Here is a 17,199-nt window from a genome sequence, read left to right as displayed (position 1 = left end):
GTGGAAAGGATTACCTATGTCTCTTCAAAAATTAGAAAACTATAGTAATAAAGCTGTCGTGCAAGAAGAAGTATTGATTTTAACAGAATTGTTAGAAGATATCACTAAAAATATGCTTGCCCCAGAGACTTTTGCAAAAATCATGGAGTTGAAAGAATTATCAACTCAAGAAGATTATCAGGGCTTGAACCAATTGGTTACTAGTCTGTCAAATGATGAAATGGCTTATATTTCACGCTATTTCTCCATCTTGCCCCTTTTGATTAATATTTCAGAAGATGTGGATTTGGCTTATGAAATCAACCACCAAAATAATATCGATCAAGATTATCTTGGTAAATTGTCAGCAACTATCAAAATGGTTGCAGAAAAAGAAAATGCAGTTGAAATTCTAGAACATTTGAATGTTGTCCCTGTTTTGACTGCCCATCCAACACAAGTACAACGTAAGAGTATGTTGGATTTGACCAATCATATCCATACCCTCTTGCGTAAGTACCGTGATGTGAAATTAGGTTTGATTAATAAGGAAAAATGGCATAATGATCTCCGTCGTTACATTGAGATTATCATGCAAACAGACATGATTCGTGAAAAGAAATTGAAAGTAACCAATGAAATCACGAATGTTATGGAATACTACAATAGTTCATTCCTGAAGGCAGTTCCTCATTTGACTGCTGAGTACAAGCGTCTCGCTAAAAAACACGGTTTGGAGTTGAAACACCCTAAACCAATTACCATGGGAATGTGGATTGGTGGAGACCGTGATGGGAATCCTTTTGTTACAGCAGATACCTTGAAACAATCTGCTATGACTCAGTGTGAAGTCATCATGAACTACTATGATGAAAAGATTTACCAACTTTATCGTGAATTCTCTCTCTCAACCAGTATTGTCAATGTGAGCAAGCAAGTCAGAGAAATGGCTCGTCAATCCAAGGATAACTCGATTTATCGTGAAAAAGAGCTGTATCGTCGTGCCTTGTTTGATATTCAATCAAAAATCCAAGCAACAAAAGCCTATCTGATTGAGGATAAGGAAGTTGGGGCTCGCTATGAAACAGCTAATGATTTTTATAAGGATTTAATTACCATTCGTGATTCCCTCTTGGAAAACAAGGGTGAAGCACTGATTTCTGGTGATTTTGTTGAGTTAATTCAGGCAGTTGAAATTTTTGGTTTCTATTTGGCATCTATTGACATGCGTCAAGATTCTAGTGTTCATGAAGCCTGTGTAGCTGAACTCTTGAAATCAGCAGGTATTCATTCTCATTATAGCGAACTAAGTGAAGAAGAAAAATGCCAGCTTCTCTTGAAAGAATTGGAAGAAGATCCACGTATTCTTTCTGCCACTCATGTTGAAAAATCAGAGTTACTTGAAAAAGAATTAGCAATCTTTAAGGCTGCTCGTAAGTTGAAAGATAAGTTGGGAGATGATGTCATTCGTCAGACAATCATTTCACATGCAACCAGCGTATCAGACATGTTGGAATTGGCTATCTTGCTAAAAGAAGTAGGGTTAGTTGATAAAGAAAGAGCCCGTGTCCAAATTGTTCCTCTCTTTGAAACAATTGAGGACTTGGACCACTCAGAAGAAACCATGAGAGAATACCTTTCTCTTCCTCTTGCTAAAAAATGGATTGCTTCACGTAATAACTACCAAGAAATCATGCTTGGCTACTCTGATAGTAATAAAGATGGTGGCTACCTATCATCATGTTGGACCCTCTACAAGGCTCAACAACAATTGACTGCTATTGGAGATGAATTCGGCGTTAAGGTTACCTTCTTCCACGGCCGTGGTGGGACTGTCGGTCGTGGTGGTGGACCAACCTATGAAGCCATCACATCTCAACCGCTCAAGTCTATCAAGGATCGTATCCGTTTGACAGAGCAGGGGGAAGTAATTGGGAATAAATACGGAAACAAAGACGCAGCTTACTATAACCTTGAAATGTTAGTATCTGCAGCCATTAACCGTATGATTACTCAGAAGAAGAGTGATACCAATACCTCAAATCGTTATGAAGCTATTATGGACCAAGTGGTGGACCGTAGTTACGATATCTACCGTGATTTGGTCTTTGGTAATGATCATTTCTATGATTATTTCTTCGAGTCAAGTCCAATCAAGGCAATTTCAAGCTTTAATATTGGTTCTCGTCCAGCCGCTCGTAAGACTATTACTGAAATCAGTGGTTTGCGAGCTATCCCTTGGGTATTCTCATGGTCGCAAAGTCGCGTCATGTTCCCTGGCTGGTATGGGGTTGGTTCAAGCTTCAAGGAATTTATCGATAAAAATCCAGAGAATATCGCTATCTTACGAGATATGTACCAAAACTGGCCTTTCTTCCAATCGCTTCTTTCAAATGTTGATATGGTCTTGTCAAAATCAAATATGAATATTGCTTTTGAATATGCCAAACTTTGTGAAGATGAAGAAGTAAAAGCAATCTATGAGACTATTTTAAACGAATGGCAAGTTACCAAGGAAGTCATCTTGGCTATTGAAGGATATGATGAACTCTTGGCTGAAAATCCATATCTAAAAGCAAGTTTGGATTATCGTATGCCTTACTTTAATATCCTTAACTATATCCAGTTGGAGTTGATTAAACGTCAACGCCGAGGAGAATTATCTAGCGACCAAGAAAAATTAATCCATACAACCATCAACGGAATTGCGACAGGATTGCGTAATTCGGGCTGATGTCTTTCAAACTTCCTCTTTTCTATAGGGGAAGTTTTTGAATCTTTCAAAAAAATGCTAAAAGAGTCTTGACAAGTAGTTGAAAAATGATATAATTTAACCATTCAGAAAAGTAATCATTCAAACTTTTTAGAGAGTCTGTGGTAGCTGAAAACAGATAAGTGATGATGATGAAAATTGGGCTGAATGTTATTTAGAATTTGAAATCATAAAAATTCGGTGAGCACACCTTACAGTGCATCTCGTTATTGCGAGACAGAGCGATAGGGAAATTCCCTATAATTGAGGTGGTACCGCGCATCGACGTCCTCACACAAGTTTTTTGTGTGAGGACTTTTTTGATGGAGGTTAGTATGGAAAGAAAACGATGGCGTCGCTTGTTTATACTCAATGAAAATCAAAAAGCAAACTAGGAAGCTAGTCGCAAGCTGCTCAAAACACTGTTTTGAGGTTGTGGATAGAACTGACAGAGTCAGTATCATATACCTACGGTAAGGCACGCTGACGTGGTTTGAAGAGATTTTCGAAGAGTATTAGATAAGTGAAGTATTTTAAAGGAATAAAAAGGAGAAATAGAATGAAAAATAAACGTTTAATTGGAATTATCGCTGCATTAGCAGTCTTAGTAGCAGGAAGCTTAATTTACTCTTCAATGAATAAACCAGAAGCTAAGAATGAGAAGAAAGTTGCCAAAGTTGGTGTTCTTCAGTTTGTGAGCCATCCATCTCTTGATTTGATTTATAAAGGGATTCAAGATGGACTGGCAGAAGAAGGTTATAAAGATGATCAACTTAAAATCGATTTTATGAACTCAGAAGGTGATCAAAGTAAGGTTGCGACAATGAGTAAACAACTGGTCGCAAATGGGAATGACCTTGTGGTTGGTATTGCGACACCAGCTGCTCAAGGTTTGGCTAGTGCCACAAAAGACCTACCGGTTATCATGGCTGCTATTACAGACCCAATTGGTGCGAACTTGGTTAAAGATTTGAAAAAACCAGGTGGCAACATCACAGGGGTATCTGACCACAATCCAGCTCAACAACAAGTTGAACTCATCAAGGCTTTGACACCAAATGTGAAAACAATCGGAGCTCTTTACTCAAGCAGCGAAGACAATTCAAAAACTCAGGTAGAAGAATTTAAGGCTTATGCTGAAAAAGCAGGTTTGACAGTAGAAACATTTGCAGTTCCTTCAACAAATGAAATTGCTTCAACAGTTAACGTTATGACTAGCAAGGTTGATGCTATCTGGGTTCCAATCGATAACACTATTGCTTCAGCCTTCTCAACTGTTGTATCAAGCAACCAATCAGCTAAAAAACCAATCTACCCAAGCGCAACTGCCATGGTAGAAGCAGGTGGTTTGGCATCCGTTGTAGTTGATCAACATGATCTCGGTGTGGCAACAGGTAAAATGATTGCACAAGTTTTGAAAGGTGCAAAACCAGCTGATACTCCAGTCAATGTATTTTCAACTGGTAAGTCAGTAATTAACAAAAAATTGGCACAAGAATTAGGTATTACGATTCCTGAATCTGTTCTAAAAGAAGCAGGACAAGTGATTGAATAATCTAGAATGGAGGAGTTGGGGACATCTCCTCCAATTTTTTACAATAGAAATCATATAGAAAAGGTTAAGAAACAGATGATATTATCTATTATTTCTCAAGGATTTGTCTGGGCTATTCTAGGTCTGGGAATCTTTATGACATTTAGGATTTTGAACTTTCCAGATATGACGGCAGAAGGTTCCTTCCCTCTTGGGGGAGCTGTTGCTGTCACTTTGATAACCAAAGGCGTGAATCCCTTTTTAGCGACACTTGTTGCTGTTGGAGCAGGTTGTTTGGCTGGTATGGCAGCAGGACTTCTTTATACAAAAGGGAAGATCCCAACTTTGCTCTCAGGGATTTTGGTGATGACTTCCTGTCACTCTATCATGCTCTTGATTATGGGACGTGCGAATTTAGGCCTGCTTGGAACCAAGCAAATACAGGATGTTTTGCCTTTTGATTCAGATTTGAATCAACTCTTGACAGGTCTCATCTTTGTAAGTCTTGTCATTGCTCTCATGCTCTTTTTCTTGGACACTAAACTCGGACAAGCCTATATTGCTACAGGTGACAATCCTGATATGGCTAGAAGTTTCGGGATTCATACTGGACGCATGGAGCTCATGGGATTGGTCTTATCAAATGGTGTAATTGCCCTTGCAGGGGCTCTCATTGCTCAGCAAGAAGGGTATGCTGATGTGTCTCGAGGAATCGGGGTTATCGTTGTAGGTCTTGCAAGTTTGATTATTGGAGAAGTTATCTTCAAGAGTTTGAGCTTGGCAGAGCGTCTGGTTGCCATCGTTGTAGGTTCTATCGCTTATCAATTCTTAGTGTGGGCAGTTATTGCGCTTGGCTTTAATACAAGTTACCTTCGTTTGTACAGCGCTGTGATTTTAGCAGTCTGCCTCATGATTCCGACATTTAAGCAAACAATCTTGAAAGGAGCCAAGTTAAGCAAATGACAGCAATTGTAGAATTAAAAAATGCAACCAAAGTCGTTAAAAATGGCTTTGATGAAGAAAAGATTATTTTAAATGATGTTTCCTTAGAAATTTTTGAACAGGACTTTATCACGATTTTAGGTGGAAATGGTGCTGGGAAATCGACTCTCTTTAACACTATTGCAGGAACTTTATCACTAACCAGTGGAACTATCCGTATTTTAGGTGAGGATGTTACTAAGTTTTCACCAGAGAAGCGCGCTAAATATCTGTCTCGTGTCTTCCAAGATCCCAAGATGGGGACAGCTCCTCGTATGACAGTGGCAGAGAATCTCTTGATTGCCAAGTTTCGTGGTGAAAAGCGTGGACTGTTTCCGAGACGTCTGGCTAGCTATAAGGATGAATTTCAGTCAACCATTGAAAAAGTGGGAAACGGTCTTGAGAAACACTTGAATACACCGATTGAGTTCTTATCAGGTGGACAAAGACAGGCTTTGAGTCTCTTGATGGCAACCTTGAAGCGTCCTGAATTACTCTTGTTAGACGAGCATACTGCAGCCCTTGATCCAAAGACCAGTGTGGCTTTGATGGAATTGACAGATGAATTTGTCAAGAAAGATCAGCTGACAGCGCTTATGATTACCCATCATATGGAAGATGCATTCAAATATGGTAATCGTTTAATTGTCATGAAAGAAGGACGAATTATCCAAGATTTGAAACAAGAAGAAAAAGCAAAAATGAAAATCTCTGATTATTATCAGCTCTTTGAATAAACTAGGGAAAATGAGTGAAATGGTTTACTTTTTTTCTGAAATAAAGTATACTATATAAAGTAAACTATGATAACATGGAGGTATTGTGTATGGTTGACAAACAAGTCATTGAAGAAATCAAAAACAATGCCAACATTGTGGAAGTCATAGGAGATGTGATTTCTTTACAAAAGGCAGGACGGAACTATCTAGGGCTCTGTCCTTTTCATGGTGAAAAAACACCTTCTTTCAACGTTGTTGAGGATAAGCAGTTTTACCACTGTTTTGGTTGTGGTCGCTCAGGTGATGTCTTTAAGTTCATAGAGGAGTACCAAGGGGTTCCCTTTATGGAGGCTGTCCAAATCTTAGGTCAGCGTGTTGGGATTGAGGTTGAAAAGCCGCTTTATAGTGAACAGAAGCCAGTTTCGCCTCACCAAGCTCTTTATGATATGCACGAAGATGCTGCCAAATTTTACCATGCTATTCTCATGACAACGACTATGGGAGAAGAGGCCAGAAATTACCTTTATCAGCGTGGTTTGACAGATGAAGTGCTCAAACATTTTCGGATTGGTTTAGCACCTCCAGAACGCAACTATCTTTATCAACGTTTGTCTGGTCAGTATCGTGAAGAGGATTTCTTGAATTCAGGACTGTTTTATCTCTCGGATGCCAATCAATTTGTAGATACCTTTCACAATCGTATTATGTTTCCCCTGACAAATGACCAAGGAAAAGTTATTGCCTTCTCAGGTCGTATCTGGCAGAAAACGGATTCACAAACTTCTAAGTATAAAAATAGCCGATCGACTGCAATTTTTAACAAAAGTTACGAATTATATCATATGGATAGGGCAAAAAAATCTTCTGGCAAAACCAGTGAGATTTACCTGATGGAAGGATTCATGGATGTCATTGCAGCCTATCGGGCTGGAATCGAAAATGCTGTCGCATCTATGGGAACAGCCTTGAGTCGTGAGCATGTTGAGCATCTGAAAAGGTTAACCAAGAAGTTGGTTCTGGTATACGATGGCGATAAGGCTGGGCAGGCTGCGACATTGAAAGCGCTGGATGAAATTGGTGATATGCCTGTGCAAATCGTTAGCATGCCTGATAGCTTGGATCCGGATGAGTATCTACAAAAAAATGGACCAGAAGATTTGGCCTATCTATTAACGAAAACTCGTATTAGTCCGATTGAGTTCTACATTCACCAGTACAAACCTGAAAATAGTGAAAATCTGCAGGCTCAGATTGAGTTTATTGAAAAAATAGCTCCCTTGATTGTTCAAGAAAAGTCCATCACCGCTCAAAACAGCTATATTCATATTTTAGCTGATAGTCTGGCGTCCTTTGATTATGCCCAGATTGAGCAGATTGTTAATGAAAGCCGCCAGGCACAAAGGCAGAATCGCATGGAAGGAATTTCCAGACCGACGCCAATTACTATGCCTGTCACCAAGCAGTTATCGGTTATTATGAGGGCAGAAGCTCATCTACTTTATCGGATGATGGAATCCCCTCTTGTTTTGAACGATTACCGTTTGCGAGAGGACTTTGCATTTGCCACACCTGAGTTTCAGGTCTTATATGACTTGCTTGGCCAGTATGGCAATCTTCCTCCGGAAGTTTTAGCAGAACAGACAGAGGAAGTTGAAAGAGCTTGGTACCAAGTTTTAGCTCAGGATTTGCCTGCTGAGATGTCACCTCAGGAACTAAGTGAAGTAGAAATGACTCGAAACAAGGCTCTCTTGAATCAGGACAATATGAGAATCAAAAAGAAGGTGCAGGAAGCTAGCCATGTAGGAGATACCGATACAGCCCTAGAAGAATTGGAACGTTTAATTTCCCAAAAGAGAAGAATGGAGTAATAATGGCAACAAAACAAAAAGAAGTAACAACATTTGACGTACAAGTAGCAGAATTTATCCGTAATCATAAACAAAAAGGGACAGCAACTGATGATGAAATCAATGCTAGTCTGGTGATTCCTTTTACCTTGGATGCTGATGGGATTGAAGATCTCTTGCAACGAATTCAGGATGCAGGGATTTCTATCACAGATAACGAAGGAAATCCAAGTGCGCGTGTTCTTAGTGCAGAAGAAGAGCCAGAACTCAGCGACGAGGACTTGATTGGTTCAACTTCGGCTAAGGTCAATGACCCTGTCCGTATGTACTTGAAAGAAATCGGGGTCGTTCCTCTTTTGACCAATGAAGAGGAAAAAGAATTGGCACTAGCAGTTGAAGCTGGTGATATCGAAGCCAAACAACGTCTTGCGGAAGCCAACCTTCGTTTGGTTGTTTCTATTGCTAAACGCTATGTCGGTCGTGGTATGCAGTTCCTTGACTTGATTCAAGAAGGGAACATGGGCTTGATGAAGGCGGTTGACAAGTTTGACTATTCTAAAGGGTTCAAGTTTTCAACTTACGCAACTTGGTGGATTCGTCAGGCTATCACTCGTGCTATTGCGGATCAAGCTCGTACTATCCGTATCCCAGTTCACATGGTTGAAACGATTAACAAGCTTGTTCGTGAACAGCGTAACCTTCTTCAAGAATTGGGACAAGATCCAACACCAGAACAAATCGCTGAACGTATGGATATGACACCTGATAAGGTTCGTGAAATCTTGAAGATTGCTCAAGAACCGGTATCCCTTGAAACACCAATCGGTGAAGAGGATGATAGCCACCTTGGGGACTTTATCGAAGATGAAGTGATTGAAAATCCAGTGGATTATACAACTCGTATCGTCTTGCGTGAGCAGTTGGATGAGGTCTTGGATACTCTTACAGACCGTGAAGAAAATGTTTTGCGTCTACGTTTTGGGCTAGATGATGGGAAAATGCGTACCCTTGAAGATGTGGGTAAAGTCTTTAACGTGACTCGCGAGCGTATCCGTCAGATTGAAGCTAAAGCTTTGAGAAAACTACGCCAACCAAGTCGCAGCAAACCGCTTCGTGATTTTATTGAAGACTAAGAGTGAGGATGAATATGGCTTATACAGAAGAGCAAATTGGAAACATCAAAACACGAATTTTATCAGCCTTGGAAGAAGTTATTGACCCTGAGTTGGGAATCGATATTGTCAATCTTGGTTTGATCTATGAGATTCGTTTTGACGGTGACACAGGGCAAACAGAGATTGATATGACGTTGACAACCATGGGTTGTCCCCTGGCAGACCTTTTGACGGATCAGATTTATGATGCTATGACAGAGGTGCCAGAAGTAACGGATACTGAGGTCAAATTAGTCTGGTATCCAGCCTGGACCGTTGAAAAAATGAGTCGCTATGCCCGCATTGCCCTAGGCATTAAGTAAACATATAAAAGCATGTGAGAGACCGTTGGAAAAGCGAGGAAATTTACTCCTCTTTTCCTCTAGTCTCTCCTTTCTTTTGCTGATTTTATTCAAAGAAAATGATATAATAGTAGTTATGGAAAAAAAGAAATTACGCATCAATATGTTGAGTTCAAGTGAGAAAGTAGCAGGACAAGGAGTTTCAGGTGCCTACCGTGAATTAGTTCGTCTTCTTCACCGTGATGCCAAGGACCAATTGATTGTTACAGAAAATCTTCCAATCGAGGCAGATGTGACTCACTTTCATACGATTGATTTCCCCTATTATTTATCAACCTTCCAAAAGAAACGCTCAGGGAGAAAAATTGGCTATGTTCATTTTTTGCCTGATACACTTGAGGGGAGTTTGAAAATTCCATTTTTCTTAAAGGGAATTGTGAAACGTTATGTATTTTCTTTTTACAACCGGATGGAGCACTTAGTTGTGGTCAATCCTATGTTTATTGAGGATTTGGTGGCAGCTGGTATTCCACGTGAAAAAGTGACCTATATTCCTAATTTTGTCAACAAGGAAAAATGGCATCCTCTATCACAAGGAGAGATAGTCAGACTGCGAACAGAGCTAGGTCTTAGTGACAATCAGTTTATCGTAGTAGGTGCTGGTCAAGTTCAGAAACGCAAAGGGATTGATGATTTTATCCGTCTGGCTGAGGAATTGCCTCAGATTACCTTTATCTGGGCGGGTGGTTTCTCTTTTGGTGGCATGACAGATGGCTATGAACGCTACAAAAAAATTATGGACAATCCCCCTAAAAATTTGATGTTTCCAGGTATTGTATCGCCAGAGCGTATGCGCGAATTGTATGCCCTAGCGGATCTTTTCTTGTTGCCTAGTTATAATGAGCTCTTTCCGATGACGATTTTAGAGGCTGCCAGTTGTGAAGCTCCTATTATGTTGCGTGATTTGGATCTTTATAAGGTGATTTTAGAGGGGAATTATAGGGCGACAGCAGATAGAGAAGAGATGAAAGAAGCTATTCTGGAATATCAAGCGGATCCTGTTGCTTTAAAAGATTTGAAAGAAAAAGCTAAGAATATTTCCAGAGAGTATTCAGAAGAGCATCTGTTACAAATCTGGTTAGACTTTTATGAGAAACAAGCCGCTTTAGGGAGAAAGTAAAAAGTGAGGTAATCTATGCGAATTGGTTTATTTACAGATACCTATTTTCCTCAGGTTTCAGGTGTTGCGACCAGTATTCGAACCTTGAAAACCGAACTTGAAAAGCAGGGACATGCTGTTTTTATCTTTACGACGACAGATAAGGATGTCAATCGTTATGAAGATTGGCAAATTATCCGCATTCCAAGTGTTCCCTTCTTTGCTTTTAAGGATCGCCGCTTTGCCTATCGAGGTTTCAGCAAGGCGCTTGAAATTGCTAAACAGTATCAACTGGATATTATCCATACTCAGACAGAATTTTCTCTTGGCTTGTTGGGGATTTGGATTGCGCGTGAATTGAAGATTCCAGTCATCCATACCTATCACACCCAATACGAAGACTACGTGCATTATATTGCTAAGGGGATGTTGATTCGTCCTAGCATGGTCAAGTACCTCGTCAGAGGTTTCTTGCATGATGTGGATGGGGTTATTTGCCCGAGTGAGATTGTCCGTGACTTGTTATCTGACTATAAGGTTAAGGTTGAAAAGCGGGTTATTCCAACTGGTATTGAGTTAGCTAAGTTTGAGCGTCCGGAAATCAAGCAAGAAAATCTGAAAGAACTACGTAGTAAACTAGGGATTCAAGATGATGAAAAGATGTTGCTTAGTCTTTCCAGAATTTCCTATGAAAAAAATATTCAAGCAGTACTTGCAGTTTTTGCAGAAGTTCTGAAAGAAGAAGCCAAGGTTAAACTGGTTGTAGCTGGGGATGGTCCTTATTTGGATGATCTCAAAGAGCAAGCCAAGAAACTAGAGATTCAAGACTCAGTTGTCTTTACAGGAATGATTGCTCCTAGTGAGACGGCTCTTTATTATAAGGCGGCAGATTTCTTCATCTCGGCATCGACGAGTGAAACGCAAGGTTTGACATACTTGGAAAGCTTGGCCAGTGGAACGCCTGTCATTGCTCACGGAAATCCTTATCTAGACAATCTGATCAGTGATAAAATGTTTGGAACCTTGTACTATGGAGAACATGATTTGGCTGGTGCTATTTTGGAAGCCCTGATTGCAACACCAGATATGAATGAGCATACCTTATCAGAGAAATTGTACGAGATTTCAGCTGAGAACTTTGGGAAACGGGTGCATGAATTCTATCTGGATGCTATTATTTCAAATAATTTCCAGAAAGATTTAGCCAAAGATGATACGGTCAGCCAGCGTATCTTTAAGACAGTTTTGTATCTTCCGCAAAAGGTGGTCGCTGTACCGGTAAAAGGCTCTAGACGCATGCTGAAGGCTTCAAAAACACAGTTGATCAGCATAAGAGATTATTGGAAAGACCATGAAGAATAGAAAGAGGAACAGCTATGAAAAAACAATTGATGAGAAGTGGTAGTGATCAAAAAATTGCTGGAGTTTGTGCTGGGGTAGCCCATTATTTTGATATGGATCCTACTATTGTTCGCGTAATATGGGGTGTTCTTGCTTTTGGTTATGGAGCGGGAATTGTAGCTTATATCATTTTATGGATTATCGCACCTGTAGCAAGTGACTATTGAAAACTAGCTGAATTCATGCTAAGATAATAGAAAATAGAATGCAACGAAGGAGAGAAAAATGGCATTTGGAGATAATGGAAATCGAAAAAAAACTATGTTTGAGAAAATAACCTTGTTTATCGTGATTATCATGCTAGTAGCAAGTTTATTGGGAATTTTTGCAACTGCAATTGGTGCCCTCAGTAATCTATAAAATAGATTCAAGAAAATTTAGTGACTGGGATTTCCCAGCCCTTTTTTAAAGTGAGAAGAAAAAATGAGTATGTTTTTAGATACAGCTAAGATCAAGGTCAAGGCTGGTAATGGTGGTGATGGCATGGTTGCCTTTCGCCGTGAAAAATATGTCCCTAATGGTGGTCCTTGGGGTGGTGATGGTGGTCGTGGAGGCAATGTCGTCTTCGTTGTAGATGAAGGTCTACGTACCCTCATGGATTTTCGCTACAATCGTCATTTCAAGGCTGATTCTGGTGAAAAAGGAATGACCAAAGGGATGCATGGTCGTGGTGCTGAGGATCTTAGAGTTCGAGTACCACAAGGTACGACTGTTCGTGATGCAGAGACTGGCAAGGTTTTGACAGATTTGATTGAACATGGTCAAGAATTTATTGTAGCCCACGGTGGTCGTGGTGGTCGTGGAAATATCCGCTTTGCGACACCAAAAAATCCTGCACCGGAAATCTCTGAAAATGGAGAACCAGGTCAGGAACGTGAGTTACAATTGGAACTAAAAATCTTGGCAGATGTTGGTTTAGTAGGTTTCCCATCTGTAGGGAAATCAACACTTTTAAGTGTTATTACCTCAGCTAAACCTAAAATTGGAGCCTACCACTTTACGACCATTGTGCCAAATCTAGGAATGGTTCGTACCCAATCAGGTGAATCCTTTGCAGTAGCTGATCTACCAGGTTTGATTGAAGGAGCTAGTCAGGGAGTCGGTCTGGGAACTCAGTTCCTCCGTCACATCGAGCGTACACGTGTCATCCTTCACATCATTGATATGTCAGCTAGTGAAGGGCGTGATCCATATGAGGATTATCTTGCTATCAATAAAGAGCTAGAGTCATACAATCTCCGTTTGATGGAGCGTCCACAGATTATCGTAGCCAATAAGATGGATATGCCTGAGAGTCAGGAAAATCTTGTAGAATTCAAGAAAAAATTGGCTGAAAACTACGATGAATTTGAAGAGTTACCAGCTATTTTCCCAATTTCTGGATTGACCAAGCAAGGTTTGGCTACGCTTTTGGATGCTACAGCTGAATTGCTAGACAAGACACCAGAATTCTTGCTCTACGAAGAGTCAGATATGGAAGAAGAAGCCTACTATGGATTTGATGAGGAAGAAAAAGCCTTTGAAATTAGTCGTGATGACGATGCAACATGGGTACTTTCTGGTGAAAAACTCATGAAACTCTTTAATATGACCAACTTTGATCGTGACGAATCAGTCATGAAATTTGCTCGCCAGCTTCGTGGTATGGGGGTTGATGAAGCCCTTCGTGCGCGTGGTGCTAAAGATGGGGATTTGGTCCGCATTGGTAAATTTGAGTTTGAATTTGTAGACTAGGAGACTGATATGGGAGATAAACCGATATCTTTCCGAGATGCGGATGGCAATTTCGTTTCCGCTGCAGATGTTTGGAATGAACAGAAATTGGAAGAACTATTTAATCGTCTCAATCCAAATCGTGCTTTGAGATTAGCACGAACTAAAAAAGAAAATCCACCTCAGTAAAATAGATAAAAAAATTCCGTGCCATATGAGACACGGAATTTTCTTATTCTTCAAAGAAAAATGGTGGAGCAAATTTTTTCAGTTCTTCAAAGCATTTTTGAGCTGCTTCTGCATCTTCACAGATGACAAGACAGACATCATCGCCACAGAGGGTAGCAATAGCGTCGGGGAAGCTCAAGGCATCAATGATAGAACCAAAGGATTGAGCAAGTCCAGGAAGGGTTTTTAGTAGGACTTGGTGTTGAACTGGACGCATCAAGACAAGAGCATCTTCCATGTAAATTTCGAGACGTTTTTCCCATTTTGAGGTTGAACCTGTATTGAGCACGTAGTAAGAGTTGTCTTCTTCTCGTACTTTTGAAAGGTTCATACTTTTAATATCTCTTGAAAGTGTAGCTTGTGTAACTTGAATATCATTATCGGCAAGAAGAGCTTGTAGCTCAGCTTGAGTATGAATCTTGTTTTTCGTTACAAGAGCTCGTATGAGTTGGTGTCGGTGTTCAGATTTATTCATAAAATGTTACTCCTTGTACTAGGTACAGAAAGCGTGGACTGAACGAGATCGTCAGTCGGGTGGTAAGCGGTATTGTCACGTATGAAGATTTCAAAGTCAGTAGTAATTTAGAACGATACGGAGTGAGTCTCCTTCTTTTTACTTGTCACTAGTTGGGTGGAGATGAATTGGCTATCTATCCGTTTATCTACATTGGTGTCCTCTACTAACAGTAAATCCTTCAATTTGGGTAGCCTTTTGTCACGACTTGTTGTGAATCTACGCTAAATGGCAATTCACAGAGCTTGTCCAACATGTGGTGTGGTAGCGTGTATGATAGAGGGTCACACATGTTGGTTAGGGGTGTTAGTATCATTTGTCCAAGGTTCAGTAGCGGGGGGAGAATAATCTGTTCTTTGGACAGGATTTGAACCAAGTTTTTGTTTCGTTAAACTATTCAAGTGGGGGTTATTGATTATAGGAAGGCAAATGGTCACGTAATTAAGCTTTCCCTGGAAAATTTCAATATTGAAAGTCTGATAGCCTATACCTTTTGGCAAGGTAGGGTAAGAGTAGACTGTTCAAGATCGACAGTCAGGTGGTAAGCGGTGTTGTCACGTATGGTGATTTCAAAGTCAGTAGTATAGAGGACTAGACGGAGAGTGTCACCTTCTTTTAGCTTGTAAATGGTTGGTTGCAGTTCAAACTGGATATCCATCCATTCATCTGCATTAATATTCTCAACTATTAGCAAATCATTTCGATTTTGCAAATTGAGATAGCCTTTTGTCACGACTCGTTGTGCATCTGGTCTAAATGGCAGTTCACAGAGATTTTCCAGCATATGATAGCGACCGTTGTCAATGGTTCTAGCACTTAAAACAGCTGGATAAGGTTGTAGGTATTTCTTTTGTCCAAGCTCCAGTAGTTGGGCTGATAAGAGCCCCTTGTTTGTACTGGACTTGATACGAAGATTGAGCTGTGCACGACCGTTCAGGTGAAGATCCTTAGTCACAGGAAGGTCAATAGTAATCTGATTGGCTTTTCCTTGATAGAGTTCCGTATTGAAGGTTTGGTATGTTTTACCATAACGTTCAAAATCCTTATCTGAATACTGATTTTGAATAACCTGCTCTTCTTGACCAAGTGAGAAAGTTTCAAAGTTTTCTTGCCCACCGAAGTTATCAAGTGATAACCAAGTCTGAGGAGTGGTATTATCCTGCCAGATGACAGTAGGAAGTTGATAGTCTGTTTCTTGTCCTAGTAATTTCTTAGTCAATAAGGCGTTTATGGACTCACGGAAGTCAATGGATTGCCAGTTGTTCATATAAACATGGGCGCCATTATGGAAAAAGAGGTGCTTATTTATATGAATAGGAAGGGCATGGAACATCTGGTAAACATGAAGTGGTTTGACATTCCAATCCTGAGAACCATGAGTAAAGACAACCTCTGCCTTTACTTTATGGGCATTGAGCAGATAGTTGCGGTCATGCCAAAACTGATTGTAGTCGCCAGTCTTGCGATCCAGTTGTTCTTTTACTTTTTCTAAGTCAGCTTGGTGAGCCTCATTACCACGGATATAGTCGCCAGCCAAGAGATTACGAGAGTAGGTTAACTCAGCAAGCGAGTCAAAATCCTCACCAGGATAACCACCTGGACTAGTTACTAAACCGTTTTCACGGTAGTAGTTGTACCATGAGGAAATACCCGCCTCTGCAATGATTACTTCTAAACCATCTACACCAGTAGTGGCAAGACCGTTTGACATGGTACCTAGATAGGAAAGTCCAGTTGTGGCTACTTTTCCGTTTGACCAGTCAGCCTTGACTTGACGCTGGCGCGTGTGGTCAGTAAAGGCACGGCAACGACCATTGAGCCAATCGATAACATTTTTATAGGCCTCGATTTGCTGGTAGTCCCCGTTAGTCATGAAACCAGTAGAGTCTTTGGTACCAACACCTGAGACATAGAGATTAGCAAACCCTCGTGGAAGGAAGTAGTCGTTGAGACTATAGCTAGCGTTGATGTGCGTCAACTTTTCCTCAGCTTCTGACACAAGCTCAGCTTGACCTTGAGGTTGGATGAGATTTAGTTGAGGTTTCTCTAGATCGATCTTGTGAGCAGGTTTTACTTCAAGCTCACCCTCCATCTTGTAGAGAGCCTTGTCGCTGGCTTTGTCATTTGTTCCCTGATGATAGGGACTGGCTGTCATGATAGCAGGGATTTGCCCGTCATAACGAGGACGAATAATGCTGACTTTGACTAAGTCTGGTAGCCCTTTTCGGTCAGTATCGACACGAGTCTCAACGTAAACAACTTCACGAATGACGTCATGGCTAGAAAAAGTAGCCAAACTCTTACCGTTAAAGTAGTGATAGTCATTATCTTCAGGGATAAGACCATCACTGACAAGTTGGTCGATAAGAGTGTTCCCTTTTTTAGTACGAGTACTGAGTAACTGATAGAGATTTTCAATCAAGTCACCGTATACAATAGGAAATCCAGTCTCTTTACGAAAAACATCACTGTCTTCGAAGTCAACCAAATAAGAAAAACCTAGGAGTTGAAAGGCTACAGTATAGAAAATATCTGCAGTCAACTCTCTGTCTGACTGACAAAATGTTAGAAAATCTGTTTCTTTATCAACTGCTAAACTGGATAGAGGATAGGAGCTGTTTTTAAAATTAAAAAAGAAACGAATAAGAAACGCTTCAAGCATTTGTTTATTTGTAATGTTGACTGGTAAATCAAATCCATACTTTTTTAATTCAAAGATAATTGTATCTCTAGGTAGCGCTAAATAGCTGAATTGATTAAAACGCATAGAACCTCCTATTTATGAAATATATTACAGTTATTATATCAAAAAATAGAGAGAAAAGAAACTATAAAAATTAACAGAAATTATAATAAATAAAAATGAGTATTTATGAAATAAACATGTAAAATGATAAGCCTAAATACAAAAATATT

At 40.1% G+C, this 17,199-nt stretch carries 15 protein-coding genes and 1 other annotated feature; of the genes, 13 read left to right on the top strand and 2 right to left on the bottom strand.

Going from position 1 to position 17,199, the window contains the following annotated elements; translation table 11 throughout:
- Window positions 1-16: 16 nt before the first annotated feature.
- The 13 genes from ppc to SK578_RS11055 all read left to right on the top strand — a co-directional run bounded on the left by ppc (window position 17) and on the right by SK578_RS11055 (window position 13,730).
- Window positions 17-2,713, top strand: a complete 2,697-nt coding sequence (gene ppc / locus SK578_RS06930) for a phosphoenolpyruvate carboxylase (RefSeq protein ID WP_042751300.1) — start codon at window positions 17-19, stop codon at window positions 2,711-2,713.
- Window positions 2,714-2,809: 96 nt separating this feature from the next.
- Window positions 2,810-3,027 (top strand) — a binding site (T-box leader).
- A gap of 263 nt (window positions 3,028-3,290) precedes the next feature.
- The gene (gene trpX / locus SK578_RS06925; protein WP_004259575.1) at window positions 3,291-4,286 is read left to right on the top strand and encodes a tryptophan ABC transporter substrate-binding protein; all 996 of its coding nucleotides are present in this window, start codon (window positions 3,291-3,293) and stop codon (window positions 4,284-4,286) included.
- A 75-nt stretch (window positions 4,287-4,361) separates the two neighbouring features.
- Window positions 4,362-5,228, top strand: a complete 867-nt coding sequence (locus tag SK578_RS06920; RefSeq protein WP_042751531.1) for an ABC transporter permease — start codon at window positions 4,362-4,364, stop codon at window positions 5,226-5,228.
- Complete coding sequence (locus SK578_RS06915) at window positions 5,225-5,983, top strand: ABC transporter ATP-binding protein (protein WP_042751299.1); 759 nt, start codon at window positions 5,225-5,227, stop codon at window positions 5,981-5,983. The genes SK578_RS06920 and SK578_RS06915 overlap by 4 nt, the downstream gene beginning before the upstream one ends.
- Window positions 5,984-6,072: 89 nt before the next feature.
- Entirely contained in the window at window positions 6,073-7,833 is a 1,761-nt protein-coding gene (gene dnaG, locus SK578_RS06910) for a DNA primase (RefSeq protein ID WP_042751298.1), read from the top strand.
- 2 nt (window positions 7,834-7,835) lie between these two features.
- The gene (gene rpoD / locus SK578_RS06905; RefSeq protein ID WP_004259586.1) at window positions 7,836-8,945 is read left to right on the top strand and encodes an RNA polymerase sigma factor RpoD; all 1,110 of its coding nucleotides are present in this window, start codon (window positions 7,836-7,838) and stop codon (window positions 8,943-8,945) included.
- A gap of 14 nt (window positions 8,946-8,959) precedes the next feature.
- Window positions 8,960-9,289: a metal-sulfur cluster assembly factor gene (locus tag SK578_RS06900; protein WP_042751530.1), complete on the top strand. Its 330-nt coding sequence runs from the start codon at window positions 8,960-8,962 to the stop codon at window positions 9,287-9,289.
- A 115-nt stretch (window positions 9,290-9,404) separates the two neighbouring features.
- Window positions 9,405-10,448: an alpha-galactosylglucosyldiacylglycerol synthase gene (gene cpoA / locus SK578_RS06895; RefSeq protein WP_042751296.1), complete on the top strand. Its 1,044-nt coding sequence runs from the start codon at window positions 9,405-9,407 to the stop codon at window positions 10,446-10,448.
- A gap of 15 nt (window positions 10,449-10,463) precedes the next feature.
- A complete protein-coding gene (locus SK578_RS06890) occupies window positions 10,464-11,789 on the top strand; it encodes a glycosyltransferase family 4 protein (RefSeq protein WP_042751295.1) in 1,326 nt (441 codons plus the stop codon).
- Between the two features lie 29 nt (window positions 11,790-11,818).
- Complete coding sequence (locus tag SK578_RS06885; RefSeq protein ID WP_042751528.1) at window positions 11,819-11,995, top strand: PspC domain-containing protein; 177 nt, start codon at window positions 11,819-11,821, stop codon at window positions 11,993-11,995.
- A 58-nt stretch (window positions 11,996-12,053) separates the two neighbouring features.
- Window positions 12,054-12,188: a DUF4044 domain-containing protein gene (locus SK578_RS06880; RefSeq protein ID WP_000863859.1), complete on the top strand. Its 135-nt coding sequence runs from the start codon at window positions 12,054-12,056 to the stop codon at window positions 12,186-12,188.
- A 63-nt stretch (window positions 12,189-12,251) separates the two neighbouring features.
- Window positions 12,252-13,562, top strand: a complete 1,311-nt coding sequence (obgE, locus tag SK578_RS06875; protein WP_042751294.1) for a GTPase ObgE — start codon at window positions 12,252-12,254, stop codon at window positions 13,560-13,562.
- Window positions 13,563-13,571: 9 nt separating this feature from the next.
- Window positions 13,572-13,730, top strand: a complete 159-nt coding sequence (locus SK578_RS11055) for a hypothetical protein (protein ID WP_042751293.1) — start codon at window positions 13,572-13,574, stop codon at window positions 13,728-13,730.
- A 43-nt stretch (window positions 13,731-13,773) separates the two neighbouring features.
- Here the strand turns inward: SK578_RS11055 and SK578_RS06865 are convergent, their stop codons facing one another.
- Together SK578_RS06865 and SK578_RS06860 are read right to left on the bottom strand one after the other, a co-directional pair.
- A complete protein-coding gene (locus tag SK578_RS06865) occupies window positions 13,774-14,244 on the bottom strand; it encodes an arginine repressor (RefSeq protein WP_042751292.1) in 471 nt (156 codons plus the stop codon).
- Window positions 14,245-14,767: 523 nt separating this feature from the next.
- Window positions 14,768-17,050: a Xaa-Pro dipeptidyl-peptidase gene (locus SK578_RS06860; RefSeq protein WP_042751291.1), complete on the bottom strand. Its 2,283-nt coding sequence runs from the start codon at window positions 17,048-17,050 to the stop codon at window positions 14,768-14,770.
- Between the last annotated feature and the right edge of the window lie 149 nt (window positions 17,051-17,199).

This window comes from Streptococcus mitis (genome assembly GCF_000722755.1).
GTDB classification, from domain to species: Bacteria; Bacillota; Bacilli; order Lactobacillales; family Streptococcaceae; genus Streptococcus; species Streptococcus mitis_CM.
The sequence above is the reverse complement of the archived record's forward strand: the minus strand, read 5'-3'. Positions and strand labels throughout refer to the sequence as shown.

Coding starts and splice junctions, on each gene's coding strand:
- ppc (WP_042751300.1), top strand. CDS start 17: ATGTCTCTTCAAAAATTAGAAAACTATAGTAATAAAGCTGTCGTGCAA.
- SK578_RS06920 (WP_042751531.1), top strand. CDS start 4,362: ATGATATTATCTATTATTTCTCAAGGATTTGTCTGGGCTATTCTAGGT.
- trpX (WP_004259575.1), top strand. CDS start 3,291: ATGAAAAATAAACGTTTAATTGGAATTATCGCTGCATTAGCAGTCTTA.
- dnaG (WP_042751298.1), top strand. CDS start 6,073: ATGGTTGACAAACAAGTCATTGAAGAAATCAAAAACAATGCCAACATT.
- SK578_RS06865 (WP_042751292.1), bottom strand. CDS start 14,244: ATGAATAAATCTGAACACCGACACCAACTCATACGAGCTCTTGTAACG.
- SK578_RS06860 (WP_042751291.1), bottom strand. CDS start 17,050: ATGCGTTTTAATCAATTCAGCTATTTAGCGCTACCTAGAGATACAATT.
- SK578_RS06885 (WP_042751528.1), top strand. CDS start 11,819: ATGAGAAGTGGTAGTGATCAAAAAATTGCTGGAGTTTGTGCTGGGGTA.
- SK578_RS06915 (WP_042751299.1), top strand. CDS start 5,225: ATGACAGCAATTGTAGAATTAAAAAATGCAACCAAAGTCGTTAAAAAT.
- SK578_RS06880 (WP_000863859.1), top strand. CDS start 12,054: ATGGCATTTGGAGATAATGGAAATCGAAAAAAAACTATGTTTGAGAAA.
- cpoA (WP_042751296.1), top strand. CDS start 9,405: ATGGAAAAAAAGAAATTACGCATCAATATGTTGAGTTCAAGTGAGAAA.
- SK578_RS11055 (WP_042751293.1), top strand. CDS start 13,572: ATGGGAGATAAACCGATATCTTTCCGAGATGCGGATGGCAATTTCGTT.
- SK578_RS06890 (WP_042751295.1), top strand. CDS start 10,464: ATGCGAATTGGTTTATTTACAGATACCTATTTTCCTCAGGTTTCAGGT.
- obgE (WP_042751294.1), top strand. CDS start 12,252: ATGAGTATGTTTTTAGATACAGCTAAGATCAAGGTCAAGGCTGGTAAT.
- SK578_RS06900 (WP_042751530.1), top strand. CDS start 8,960: ATGGCTTATACAGAAGAGCAAATTGGAAACATCAAAACACGAATTTTA.
- rpoD (WP_004259586.1), top strand. CDS start 7,836: ATGGCAACAAAACAAAAAGAAGTAACAACATTTGACGTACAAGTAGCA.